At 49.4% G+C, this 12,498-nt stretch carries 10 protein-coding genes; 6 read left to right on the forward strand and 4 right to left on the reverse strand.

Annotation, left to right across the window (positions count from 1 at the left end):
* Positions 1 to 140 precede the first annotated feature (140 nt).
* On the reverse strand, positions 141 to 2,825 hold the full coding sequence (fdhF, locus tag BM091_RS03655) for a formate dehydrogenase subunit alpha (protein ID WP_093393577.1): 2,685 nt from the start codon (positions 2,823 to 2,825) through the stop codon (positions 141 to 143).
* A 317-nt stretch (positions 2,826 to 3,142) separates the two neighbouring features.
* Positions 3,143 to 4,357, reverse strand: coding sequence for an EAL and HDOD domain-containing protein (locus BM091_RS03660; protein WP_093393579.1), 1,215 nt, complete (start codon positions 4,355 to 4,357; stop codon positions 3,143 to 3,145).
* Between the two features lie 229 nt (positions 4,358 to 4,586).
* On the opposite strand from BM091_RS03660, the gene BM091_RS03665 reads away from it, so the two are divergent.
* The 6 genes from BM091_RS03665 (at position 4,587) to BM091_RS03690 (ending at position 9,581) form a co-directional block, all read left to right on the forward strand.
* Positions 4,587 to 5,273 (forward strand): transglutaminase-like domain-containing protein, encoded by a 687-nt coding sequence (locus BM091_RS03665; protein ID WP_093393581.1) that lies wholly within the window; start codon positions 4,587 to 4,589, stop codon positions 5,271 to 5,273.
* On the forward strand, positions 5,270 to 5,560 hold the full coding sequence (locus tag BM091_RS03670) for an AF1514 family protein (RefSeq protein ID WP_093393583.1): 291 nt from the start codon (positions 5,270 to 5,272) through the stop codon (positions 5,558 to 5,560). Before BM091_RS03665 ends, BM091_RS03670 begins: the two co-directional genes overlap by 4 nt.
* A gap of 115 nt (positions 5,561 to 5,675) precedes the next feature.
* Complete coding sequence (locus BM091_RS03675; protein WP_093393585.1) at positions 5,676 to 6,326, forward strand: DUF3786 domain-containing protein; 651 nt, start codon at positions 5,676 to 5,678, stop codon at positions 6,324 to 6,326.
* Positions 6,327 to 6,339: 13 nt separating this feature from the next.
* Positions 6,340 to 7,116 carry an ATP-binding protein gene (locus BM091_RS03680; RefSeq protein ID WP_093393587.1) on the forward strand — a complete coding sequence of 259 codons (777 nt, stop codon included), beginning with the start codon at positions 6,340 to 6,342 and terminating at the stop codon, positions 7,114 to 7,116.
* 45 nt (positions 7,117 to 7,161) lie between these two features.
* Entirely contained in the window at positions 7,162 to 7,941 is a 780-nt protein-coding gene (gene folE2 / locus BM091_RS03685) for a GTP cyclohydrolase FolE2 (RefSeq protein WP_093394255.1), read from the forward strand.
* Complete coding sequence (locus tag BM091_RS03690; RefSeq protein WP_093393589.1) at positions 7,941 to 9,581, forward strand: bifunctional aminoglycoside phosphotransferase/ATP-binding protein; 1,641 nt, start codon at positions 7,941 to 7,943, stop codon at positions 9,579 to 9,581. The genes folE2 and BM091_RS03690 overlap by 1 nt, the downstream gene beginning before the upstream one ends.
* Here the strand turns inward: BM091_RS03690 and BM091_RS03695 are convergent.
* Positions 9,533 to 11,047 (reverse strand): Rne/Rng family ribonuclease, encoded by a 1,515-nt coding sequence (locus tag BM091_RS03695; protein WP_093393591.1) that lies wholly within the window; start codon positions 11,045 to 11,047, stop codon positions 9,533 to 9,535. The genes BM091_RS03690 and BM091_RS03695 overlap by 49 nt on opposite strands.
* Positions 11,044 to 12,480, reverse strand: coding sequence for a CoA activase (locus BM091_RS03700; RefSeq protein ID WP_245735253.1), 1,437 nt, complete (start codon positions 12,478 to 12,480; stop codon positions 11,044 to 11,046). Before BM091_RS03700 ends, BM091_RS03695 begins: the two co-directional genes overlap by 4 nt.
* Positions 12,481 to 12,498: the final 18 nt, after the last annotated feature.

Consider the following 12,498-nt stretch of genomic DNA (forward strand, 5'->3'; position numbering starts at 1 on the left):
GGCTTCTCCGAATCGTCATATATGTTTATTTTAACATAACAGAACCGACAAAGTCAGACTTCCTGTCCTGACCTTTGCATTACCCGTTTCAGGTATCGACCATCAGACCACTACGTTGTCCTGTCCGCCTCCGATGGACTTTAGTTTGAGTCTAATTTTTCTATACGCACAGCGCAGGCTTTGTACTCTGCCGTTTTTGTTACCGGATCAAATGCCGGGTTTGTTAACCAGTTGGCATCGGTGCTGCGAAAATGGAAGGACATCCACACCATGCCCCGGGGTACTTGAGACGTAACTCTTGCCTTTATTACGACTTCGCCGCGACGGGATCGAACCTTTATCAATTCTCCGTCCTTTATACCCAGCCTTTCAGCATCCTCTGGTGAAATATCAGCGGTTTCCTCGGGCATCAATTCATCCAGACCCCAGCAGCGGCCGGTCATCGTGCGTGTGTGGTAGTGATAGAGGCGTCGCCCCGTGCTGAGCACAAAAGGGTATTCTTCGTCGGGGATTTCTGCTGGAGGCGTCCAGTCCACTGCGTGAAAGCGCCCCCGCCCCCGAAGGAACTTACCGTCTTTATGAAGATAAACCGTTCCCGGGTGATCCTCCTGTGGCACCGGCCACTGTAGCCCGCCCTGTTCCAGTCTGGCATAGGTTATTCCGGCAAATTGAGGGCAGAGGACTCGGATTTCGTTGTCCCATATTTCTCTGGCACTGTTTGATGACCAATCGTGTCCGAAGCGACGGGCCAGTTCCTTAAATATCAACCAGCTGGGCATTGCCAGTCCCGGTGGTCTGCTCACGGCCCTGACTCTGTTAACCCGCCGTTCGCTATTGGTAAAGGTACCATCGGTCTCGCTCCAGGCTGCTCCCGGTAATACTACATGGGCAAAGCGGGTGGTCTCTGTGGGGAAAATATCCTGGCACACCAGAAATTCCGCTGCCTCTAAACATCGTTCAACGTGTCGGATGTTGGGCTCCGTGTTGGCCAGGTTCTCGCCGAATACATAAAACCCTCTGACCTTACCTTCGAGAAGGCCGTCAAGCATTTCCGGAATGGTAAGACCGGGATTTGGAGGCAGGGGGACACTCCAAAAGGACTCGAACTTTTTGCGAATTTCCGGTACATCAACCCTCTGATAGCCAGGATATACATTGGGCAGAGCGCCCATGTCACAGGCCCCCTGAACGTTGTTTTGACCTCGAAGAGGGTTAACGCCGCCGCACTCAAGTCCCACATTTCCGAGTAGCATTTGTAGGTTTGCGCAACTGAGAACATTGTTTACCCCACAGGTGTGCTCGGTAATTCCCAGGGTATAGATCAGCATGGCCGGTTTAACGGAGGCGAGTAGTCTGGCCACATTTCGGATGGTGGAAGCGTCAATGCTGCAAATTTCGGCAGCCCGTTCAGGAGGATATTCCCTAACTTTTTGCGCCAGTTCCTCAAAGCCTTCTGTGCATCGCTCTACGTATTCTCTGTCGTAAAGATCTTCCTCAATGAGCACGTGCATTATAGCGTTCAGCAGAGCGATATCGGTGCCTACTCGCAGTGCAAGATGAACTGTGGCATGTTCTGCTATGCCGGTCCGTCTCGGATCGACGACGATAAGCTGAGCCCCTTTTCTCACCGCTTCCTTTACGAAGGTGGCCGCTACAGGATGAGCCTCGGTCATGTTGGATCCTATGACGAGGAATAACCTTGCCCTGGCAAATTCGCCGAAGGAATTGGTCATCGCTCCTGATCCGAAAGCAGCCGCCAGACCGGCGACGGTTGGAGCATGTCAGGTCCTGGCGCAGTGATCGATGTTGTTGGTTCCGATCACCGCGCGGAAGAACTTTTGCATATTGTAGGAATCTTCGTTGATGCTTCGGGCACAACTTACCCCGGCTATCGCATCGGGCCCATGGAGCTTGATGATTTCTTTAAAACGTCTGGCTATTAGATCCAGAGCCTCGTTCCACGAAGCTTCCCTAAATCCTGCGCTCGTTCTGATAAGAGGGGTCTTCAGACGTTCTTCAGAATATATAAAATCAAAACCGTATCTCCCTTTTACACATAGTCGACCCCGGTTGGGTTCGGCATCCTCCACGCCCGTTACCTTTACGATTTTCCCTTTCCTCACATGAAGTAGTAACTGACATCCTACGCCACAATAGGGACAGGTTGTCCGAACCTTTCTTTCTATTTGCCAGATTCGCCATCGTTCCCACGCTTTTTTTTCGGTCAGTGCACCCGTAGGACATATCTGGATACACTCGCCACAGGATACGCATTTTGAAGGGTCGTAAGAAATTAGGACACCTTCCGGTCCGTCGACAACCGAAAGGGCATAGTTGCCCTGGAGCTCACTGCAAGCTCTAACGCACCTGAGACAGGATATACAGCGCTCCGGCCATGCTCTTATAAAGGTGGTCGTATAGGTTTCTGTGAATTTTGAAATCGGCTTGGGGGTTCCGACTCCCGTTACATTATACTTGTAAACCAGGTCCTGTAATTCACACTCGCCTGCCTTATCACAAATCGGGCAATCCATGGGATGATGTGCCAGTAAGTTTTTCAGAATTTCTCTGCGCATTGCCGTTAGTTTATCGGATGATGTAACGATGGACATTCCCTCGGATACCGAAGTATTACATGCAAGCACCGGTTCGGGGTTGCCTTCTACTTCAACTGCACAGATGCCGCAAATCCCGGCAGGCTCTAGCCTTTTGTGAAAACACAGGGTTGGAATAGGAACACCCGCCTTCTCAGCTGCCTGCAGGATTGTGGTGCCTTCTGTGACAAGGACTTCACGGCCGTCAATCTTTACCCTTACCGGTTTCATTTTCGATTCCTCTTTATCCTGTGGTTTCCGGTTCTTTGAAATCAACTGTTACGGTGGCGTCCCGTTTTTCCGAGTGCATCCCCCTGTTTCGCCATCGTTTTTTCACGGATTTCCCGATTCTTTTCAGAAGGGGCCTGGATTCTAGTTATATGTCAAATATGACATAATAAAATAAGTCCGACTTGTCAATAAATAAATACCCACAGGCCGCTTAAAAGAGGATTAACCCACGGGGACTTAAACCATCAGGTCGGTCTTAAAGGCGGGGGTAGCTGGTTTTCATCAGACTCGTCGTGACCCAAAAAAGGCGACCCGGGTTAGAGAATCTGCTGAACCCATCTTAGCGACTCAAGGTAAAGCTCTGTAAGCCTGCTTATGGGCAGTCCGAAAAGCCTTGAAAGATTTACGACCTCTTCTAAAGAATCCTGTTCATGCGATAAAACCAGCCGGTAAAGAGTGCCCGCAGGGCCTTTGAATTGCAAAAGGGCTTCCCTTATGGAGGTTGCTACCGGAAGCTTTTTAAGTATTTCCTCCATGGGACATTCCAGAACAGCATCCAGAGTGGAAATCAATCCCGTAAGAAAGGCTTCCTCGGGTTTAACCTTTGATGTATCCCCGGCGAGTAATTCCATGTACCGGGCCCTCTGGAGAGAGTGCTCGAAGAGTCTGTAGGGATTTGCCGTGCCGAATAACTGGCCGTAGATTACGATAAACAACCATCGTCTGACCTCTTTTTCCCCCAGCAATATGACGGCTCGTCTTATGTTGGTGACCCGAGTTCTCATTCCTACCGCCGGTGAGTTTATGTAACGAAGCAGTTTGTAAGTGAGTCCTGGGTCCTGCTTGAGAAGCTTTTCAAAATCTTCAGGATTCATTTCTCTTGTCGATGCCAGCTCTGCCATGATCTTCATCCTGCTCATTACGGCAGAGGGAATATCTTTACGAAGTACGGTAACGGGCCGGCTGAAAAAAAAGCCCTGAAAAAGGTGAAAACCCAGCTCCAGAGCCTGTTTGAAGGCTTCGTGAGTTTCGATCTTTTCGGCAAGAAGAAGTTTTCCCGAGCGGCCATAAGTCCTCGCTATTTCCCCCCACTCTTCCACAGGGCTTGCAAGACAATCTACCTTGATTATGTCCGCAAACTCCAGAAATGGCAGTTGCTTTGAGTTTCGAAGTGTAAAGTCGTCCAGGGCTATTGAGTAACCCCGATCTTTCAGCCTTTTACAGGCCTCCAGAACCTCCGGCCCCGGTTCCGTGTCTTCCAGAATTTCGATTATGGTGTTTTCGGTGGGCAGTGCGGCCGGGATACCCTCGAGAATAAGGCCTTTTGGGAAGTTGATGAAACCTCTGGTACCGTCAACAAACTCTGCAAAATCCAGAACCATTAAGAGATTGTGAAGAACCGTGTATGAGGCCTCTTCGGGATTGGCAATGTTTGCTTCCGAAGCATCCGATGCAGGCCTGTAGAGTATTTCGTATCCCCAGAGGTTTTTATTTCTGTCAAATATGGGCTGTCTTGCTACAAAAGCGTTCATTTTTTCTCACTCTCAGGAAGTCCTAATTAACTTTGTTTCATAGATTTACAACACTTTGACGGTAACCGCAAACCGAGTGTGCGGTCTTTATCCCGTCGACTGCCCGGGTGAAGAAGGCCCTGGAAAGTGGTGGCTTCCCGGGGCTTTTTTGGATAAGGTTTTTGCTTGAGATCTTGTGATTCTGCTGTCGGGTACTTAAGATTAGGATGTCAGAGAAGAGGCGTAAACGATGGAAGACTTAAAAATTTATCTCAGGCCGACGAGTGTTATAGATTCGGAAAATCCCGAGGTTGTGAAGGTCGCTCGGGAGGTAGCAGGAACGGTTTCCGGTGAGGTGGAAAAGGCTGTTAGACTCTATTACTGGGTCAGAGATCGAATACGCTATGATCCCTATGCTCCTTTTTACAGGGAAGAACATTACAGGGCCAGCTGGATAATTAAGCGAGGTTCCAGCTTTTGCATAGGTAAGGCCTCTGTTATGTGTGCGCTGTGCCGCTGCGTTGGCATCCCCGCCAGACCTGCTTTTGCCGATGTGAAGAACCATCTGGCAACCCGACGTTTTCTGGAGAGGCTGGGTACCGACCTTGTGAGCTATCACGGATACGTGGAGATGTATATCGGAGGACGCTGGGTTAAGGCTTCTCCCACTTTTGACGTGAATACCTGCAGGCGTTTTGGGGTTCCCCCTCTGGATTTTAACGGCACCGATGATGCTCTTCTTCAGGCCTATGCTCCTGATCCAGAAATCGGGGGAACAGAGTCGGGAAGCAGGCGATTCATGGAGTATGTTAGATACCACGGCCACAGAGAAGACATCCCCGTTTCGGAAATTTTGGCGGCCTGGGAAAGAGTGTACGGTAGAGAAAGAATAAATCGGTGGATCGATGAGATCGAAAAGGGAAAGGATGAGGGATGAAGTGCTCGAAAAAGTGGGACAGAAGTATGGCGTGGACTGACGTGATTGCGCTGGATTTTCCCGGGAATGATTTCATTGGGGCTCAGGAAGTGGCAGCACGGGAAGCCCGGAGAAGGATTGACGATCCCATGGTACTTGCCTGGTATGACCACAAGAGCGACAGGTCTTTTCCCGATGTGACCTGTTGTTCTGAATTGCTGCCTGGCTGGGTTGTTTATGCGAAATCTAGAGGTGGACGGCTAATAGTGGATGTTAACGAAGGCGAATACGTGTTCGTTTTCGTATAGAACGTGTATCTTTTCACAGTCAGGCCTTTTAATCGAAAAATATATGAAGTATAGTCTGAAAGGTTTTTGACCTGGTTGTACAGTTTGCTTACAAGCTAAAGGAGGCGGAGTTTCTGTGCCCAGAATTGACGATTATAAAGAAGCTCTGAGAATTGCCAAAGAAAAGCTTGCTTCTTCTAACATTCATCATCTTGCGGGGAAAGCGGGTGCTCGGGTTTCGGTTACGGACGATGGCTCCATTGAGATGCAATATCCCTTCCTTGGCATTCCCGTTTCGATTAGGGTCGATGTGAGTTCGGGACAGGTAGCCATTTTTCGAACCGACTCGGAAGAGGAAATATCCCTTACGGATCAGATTCTCATTGCCCATTATGCCCTGAACGCTTCCGGTGAGCCGGAAACGGGTGAATGGATCACTTTTCGTGACATACCCTCGGGTCACTTTTATTTTGATGCCTTTCAACGCCGGGCGAGGGATCCTTTCCTGAGAACTTTTGGTTCAGATCCCGATCTCTTTGCAAAGACGGCGCCGCTTCTGGGAGGCGTCGAGGTTAAGGGAGTGGGTGATCTGGCTTACGAATTTACGGTTTTCCCAAGGATAAAAGTTCGGATTGTTTTGTGGCGGGGGGACGAAGAGTTCGAACCCGAGGCAACCATTCTTTTTGACAGAAACATCGATACCTATCTTCCCACCGAAGATATAGCCTATCTCAGCGGAGCTGTGGTTTACCGGCTCATGGGAATTGCCAGATCAATGAAGGGTTGAGGGGGTAGGAGATATGAAAATAGCCATAAGCGGGAAGGGCGGCGTGGGGAAAACCACCGTAGCGGCCTTCCTGGCCAGATGGTTTGGCCAGAGAGGTTATTCGGTTCTGGCAATCGATGCAGATCCCGATGCTAATCTGGGTCATGCCCTTGGCATACCAAATGCCGGCGAAATTGTGCCCATTTCTCAGATGAAGGATCTTATTGCCGAACGAACGGAGTCGGTGCCCGGAACTTTCGGCGGGTTCTTCAAGATGAACCCGAAGGTGGACGATCTTCCGGACACACTGGCGGTTCCGTGTGGAGACAATGTGCGGCTTATGGTTATGGGCGGCGTCAAGAAAGGCGGCATGGGATGCGTCTGCCCTGAAAGTGTCCTTCTTAAGAACCTCGTGCATCATCTGGTGCTTCGCAGGGATGATGTCGTCATAATGGACATGGAAGCAGGAATTGAGCACCTGGGACGCGGGACGGCCCGTGGCGTTGATGCTTTTATTGTGGTGGTTGAACCCGGAAAGAGGAGCATTGAGACGGCCGAGCGGATTCGGGAGCTTGCCTCTGATATTGGGCTTGAGCGCATATTTGTAGTTGCCAATAAGGTGAGGTTGGACCGCGACCGTGAATATATAACGGAAAACCTGAGAAATTTTCAGCTCCTCGGCTTCATACCCTACGATGAGGCCATTATTGAAGCCGATATGAAGGGGGTTTTTGCCGGTGGGGTTTCTGATACAACACGAGAAGCAATGGAAAAAATTGCTCAGCAGATCCTGGGAATAAAGGAATCATAAGAGAGTGTTGCAATGAACTCCATGTACTACTTTAGGCCCTCTATAGTGGTAGATGTTCAGAGCCGGAGGGATCATAGAAATATTGCCATAGACAAGGTAGGTGTTAAGAACATCCGATACCCTCTTACGGTGCTGGATAAATCCAGGGGATTTCAGCATACTGTGGGCACTATAAACATGTATGTAAATCTTCCCAGGCGATTTAAAGGCACTCACATGAGCCGTTTTATCGAGATTCTAAACGAATTCTACGGTAATTTTGATATACGCAATCTGCCTCGTATTCTGGAGACCATGCAGAAAAGGCTTGATGCTGAGTCCGCTCACATAGAGATTTCTTTTCCTTATTTCATAGAAAAGCTTGCACCGGTTACAAAATCTACGGGGATCATGGAATACGGATGTCGTGTCATCGGAGCACTTGACTGCAATCTGGGCTATGATCTCATAGTTGAAGTAATTGTTCCCATAACAACCGTTTGTCCCTGCTCGAAGGAAATCAGCAATTACGGTGCTCACAACCAGAGAGGCATTGTGAGGTTAGCGGTTCGTTACGAAAAGTTCATCTGGATTGAAGACCTTATAGAACTGGTGGAAGATTGTGCTTCCTGTGACGTATATTCCGTTCTTAAGCGTCCCGACGAAAAGTATGTTACCGAAAGGGCTTACGACAATGCCAAGTTTGTTGAAGATGTCGTAAGAGATGTGGCCCTGAGGCTTAAAGCCGATCCCAACATTACCTGGTTTGCCGTGGACGTGGAAAACTTCGAGTCTATTCACAACCACAGTGCTTATGCTTTTATAGAAAGGTGGAAAAAGGCGTGATGGGTGAAGGTCATGCTAAATCGCAGGATAATTTTGCAGAGATAGTTCTCGCCTTCGAAGATCCCGAATTTTATCCTCATCCGGTTTCAAAGATTGAGCGCAGGGAAACCCATATATCCGTCGTATTTCTTACCGGTGAATTGGTCTATAAAATCAAAAAGCCCGTGAACTTTGGATTCTTAAATTATGAAACCCCGGAGTTGCGAAAATTTTACTGTCATCAGGAAGTTAGATTGAACAAAAGGCTTGCCGAGGATGTTTACCTCAGGGTTGAAAAGATTTGCCTGGACGGTCGTAGAGGAAAGTTCTATCTGGGCGATTGTGAGTCGCCTGTAGAGCATGCTGTCGTCATGAAGGAGTTACCTCAGGAAGAAAGCCTTGAGCACTATCTCCTTGGGAATATGATCAATGAATCGATTCTAGAAAAAATCGGCTTACGTCTTGCGGACTTTTACGGCCGGGCTTCCGTTTCCGATCCACATTTTACCAAATATGGAGGTGTAGAATACGTAAGGTTTAATGCCTACGAAAACATCCATCAGCTTTTGCCTTTTGCCAGGGAGGTCGGAGGGGTTGAACTTCTGAAGTGGCTCAAAGAAGCCATTTATGCCTTTACCGTGCGCTATAGATCCCTTTTCAATGAAAGGGTTAGCAACGGTTATGTGGTTGACGGTCACGGGGATTTGCGAGCCGAGCACATCTACATCCGTGACGGAATACAGATTCTGGACTGCATAGAGTTCAACAACAGGTTGAGGTTCGGTGATGTTGCGGTGGATCTGGCCTTTCTCTTCATGGATCTGTGCAGACTCGGTTTTGAGGATGTGGCCTATGCCGTTCTGGATAAGTACTGTGTAAAAAACGGAGATTTTCAATTCTGGGGATTGCTTGATTTTTACACTGCTTATAGAGCCCTGGTCAGGGCGAAGGTGGCATGTCTTGAGACGCTGTCCTGTGAAGCCGGTCTGACCGGCCCTGCCTTTGAGAAAGCCCGGAAGTTTATGAGACTGGGGACGGAGCATACTGCGGCCTATGGTCTGCCGACCGTGGTAATTTTGATGGGACTGCCTGCCTCGGGAAAGAGCCGTCTCGCTGCTCGGATCAGAGACGATTTCCATTGGGAATATCTGTCAACTGATGAGATCAGAAAGCGGCTGGATCCGGGTGTCAGGGTGAGTCCCTTTGGTGCAGGTGACTACTCCGAAGATAGACGCTCCAGGATCTATGAGATTATGGCGAAGAGCACGGCGGATCTGGTTGAAAGAGGCCGTTCTGTCGTGGTGGACGGGACATTTTCCAGGGCTTGCTGGCGAGAGCTTTTCCTTAAAAGTCTTGATGAAGCGAAGTGTCACATAATTATGATAGAAGCAGTAGCATCGCCGGAAGTGCTGAAGGAAAGGTTGATGTGCCGTGAGAGCGGGAATCAAAAAGAGTTGAGCGATGCCCGTCTTGAGCATCTTGAGCCCTTTATCAGGTCCTACGAACCTCCGGATGAGGTGCCCCACGAAAAGTTTATCAGGGTATCAACGGATACGGATTTTGAGCTTTCTGTGGCATATCTGACCAGGGAGCTTTATCGAAAAAGGTTAAATCAAGCACGGGAGTGGGCTGCCTGCCAGAGGTCGTTTCCTTCTCCGTGACCGATGGTTTTGATCGTGCTTTCGTGAGGTTTTAATGAAGGGTCCCCGAAGATGTGTATTTGAACACCGTATCGTTTTTCCAGCGCCCGGAGGTCGGGTCTTTTTTGATTCAGTAAGTAGTGAGCGACATCGGGAGGTGTTGAGATTTGCAGGGCTGAGAAATCCGTACCCTGACACAGATAGTTCCAGATTTTTCTCAGCATTGCCAGTGCTGCCGCTTCGGGGGTTTGTACCATACCGGAGCCATTACAATAGGGGCATTCTCGATAAGTCCCGAACTGCACATTGACCCCGAGGTGCTGTCGTGACATTTCCAGGATGCCGAAGCGTGATATTCGCCCTACCGAAACCTTTGCCTTGTCCTTTCTGAGTGCTTCTCTAAGAGTTTGCTCGACCTTTGCCTTGTGAGCTGCCAGGTTCATGTCTATAAAGTCAATGACTATGAGCCCTCCGAGGTCACGAAGCCGGAGCTGGCGCGGGATCTCAACGGCCGCTTCCAGATTGACACGAAAGCTCGTTTCTTCGGGATCGCGCTCCGATGTGGCCCTTCCGGAATTTACGTCAATGGCAACAAGGGCTTCAGTGGGTTCGATGACTATATAGCCTCCCGACGGTAAAGACACTCTTTTGTGAAATATCTGTTCGATCTGTGATTCGATCCCGTAATGACTGAAAATCGGTGTATCGTGCTTATGAAGCTCAACAATGTGCTGATGCCGTGGGGTTATTATTTTCAGAAAATCTTTGACCTCACGGCAAACATCCTTTTGATCGACGATTATGCGTTTTATATCCGGAGTTAAATAGTCCCGTACGACTCTGATGACCAGACTGCGCTCTTTGTATATGAGAGCAGGAGCAGGTGTCGTGACCGTTTTTTCACGAATATTTTCCCATATTCTTAAAAGATACTTCAAATCTTTAATGATGGCACGCTTGGTCTGATAAGCAGCAGCGGTTCTCAAGATTATTCCAAACTCGTCGGGCAGAGTCAGTTCCTGGGCTATGCGGCGTAAACGCTCTTTTTGTTCTTCGTCGGATATTTTTCTCGAAACGGCTCGCTGATTAGAGCCGGGCATGAGAACCACATAGCGTCCCGCAAGGCTTATGTAGGTCGTGAGAGCCGGCCCCTTGTTTCCGACGCCTTCCTTGACGACCTGAACCAGGACTTCCTGACCGGGCTGAAGAAGGTCCTGGATACGCGGTTGACCGACGGGTTCTACGGCGAAGTATTCGGGGTGTATTTCGTCAAGAGGTAGAAAGCCGTTTCGCTCCAGTCCTATGTTTACGAAGGCGGCCTGAAGAGACGGCTGAATTTGCTCCACTATCCCCTTGTATATATTTCCGAGGTGTTTCGTCTGGGAGGCCGTCTCTATAAAGAAACCTTCCAAGTTGAACCCTTCGACAATAGCGATGCGGAATTCTTCGGGGTACAGGGCGTTTATTAAAAGGAGCTGATTGCTCATCCGGGATGCCTCTTTTGCTGTTGCTTCTGGTGCTGCTGGGCCTGATAAATGAAGGTGCGGATGGCCATGTCTCTGCCCGGCTGTACGGACCCGTCGTAGGCAAGGTCGATAAAGGGAATCCTTAACCTCTGAAGGATGGGCTTTAGAATGGCCGAGCAGATGGTACTGGGCATGCAGGTAAAGGGAAATACGTTTACTATGCCGTTGAAGCCTTCCGCGACGTAAGCAATGGCGCCGCCTATGCTCAGGGCTGCTTCGGTTCCGATTTCGAAGGAAAATAGATCGTATCGTTTAAGATATCTTTCGATTCGCCATACCGTGTGGTCCGGTTCTATGTCCAGGTGTGTGAGAGCACGCCTGTAGCCCTGATATTGACGAAGGTTCTGCCAGGCTACTTCAAGGGCCAGGGAAGCCCAGGAACGGGCTAGTTCTTTCAGCTTCTTCAGGGCCTTTATGTTCCACGAATGCTTTATTTCCCTGCCAAGTTTTCTGAGCCTCTCATAGCTTACGAAGCTTATCCACTCCACAAGGGAGGCGTCCACCACTTCGCCGCCGTACTCTTCGATCTTCCGTATGAGCCCCTGGTTGGACGCCGGATGGGTCCTCAGGTATATCTCCCCAACTATTCCTATCAGAGGCTTTCGTGGAATTGATCGATCCACAAGGTTGGAGGCTTCCCTGGCGGCTTCTCCAAGAAGGTCAAAGATTTCTCCGAAGGGAAGCTCCCGTCCTCTGGCTTCTATAACCTTCTCCATGTGAGCAAGAACTTCCCGTACTAATTGGTCGACCGAGCCTTTCCGGGATTCGTAAGGACGGGCCCTCCATGTTATCCGATCCATCACGTCGGCCGCAACGGTGGAAACAAAGGCGAGTTTTCTGAAAATGGAGGCATCTTCTTCGGGCAAAATTCCCTCTGTGGAATAGGCATCTCCGGTTGATAGGTAGGCAATACGAACGTTTTTGAATTCCGGAAAAGAGTCCAGAACCAGTCTCTGTAGCTTGTTGTACATTCCGAAGCGGCAGGGGCCATCGGATTCGGGAAGGAAATAGACGTAACGATTCGGGTCGAAGGCAGAACCCAGACGCTCTTTTTCTCTTTTCAGATGCAACAGAATGTCTCCGAGAGTAATCTGACAGGGAAAACATTCCTTGCCCGAGGTATAGGCCTTTCCCAGATCAAGCCCCCTATAGGTTTCCATTACGACGGCATCGACGTCAAAAGCACGAAAGCACGATGCAAGAAGCCTTGCTCCAAAAGGGGCCATGTCCGGAATTAGGAGCCTCTTGCCCTTGAGGTTAAACTTTCCTACTTCTGAATGGAATCTGGAGAAAACCGAGTAATTTACTATGTCTCCCATAATCGAACCGATCTCTGCAGATTGGCCTTTGCAGTGCGTAATTGTCCGTCCTTTCACAATCCTGCCGGCTCTCATTCTATATCTTGCTTTTGG

It is taken from the genome of Thermodesulforhabdus norvegica (genome assembly GCF_900114975.1).
GTDB classification, from domain to species: domain Bacteria; phylum Desulfobacterota; class Syntrophobacteria; order Syntrophobacterales; family Thermodesulforhabdaceae; genus Thermodesulforhabdus; species Thermodesulforhabdus norvegica.

Coding starts and splice junctions, on each gene's coding strand:
- BM091_RS03660 (WP_093393579.1), bottom strand. CDS start 4,357: ATGAACGCTTTTGTAGCAAGACAGCCCATATTTGACAGAAATAAAAAC.
- BM091_RS03665 (WP_093393581.1), top strand. CDS start 4,587: ATGGAAGACTTAAAAATTTATCTCAGGCCGACGAGTGTTATAGATTCG.
- BM091_RS03670 (WP_093393583.1), top strand. CDS start 5,270: ATGAAGTGCTCGAAAAAGTGGGACAGAAGTATGGCGTGGACTGACGTG.
- BM091_RS03680 (WP_093393587.1), top strand. CDS start 6,340: ATGAAAATAGCCATAAGCGGGAAGGGCGGCGTGGGGAAAACCACCGTA.
- BM091_RS03690 (WP_093393589.1), top strand. CDS start 7,941: ATGGGTGAAGGTCATGCTAAATCGCAGGATAATTTTGCAGAGATAGTT.
- BM091_RS03695 (WP_093393591.1), bottom strand. CDS start 11,047: ATGAGCAATCAGCTCCTTTTAATAAACGCCCTGTACCCCGAAGAATTC.
- BM091_RS03700 (WP_245735253.1), bottom strand. CDS start 12,480: ATGAGAGCCGGCAGGATTGTGAAAGGACGGACAATTACGCACTGCAAA.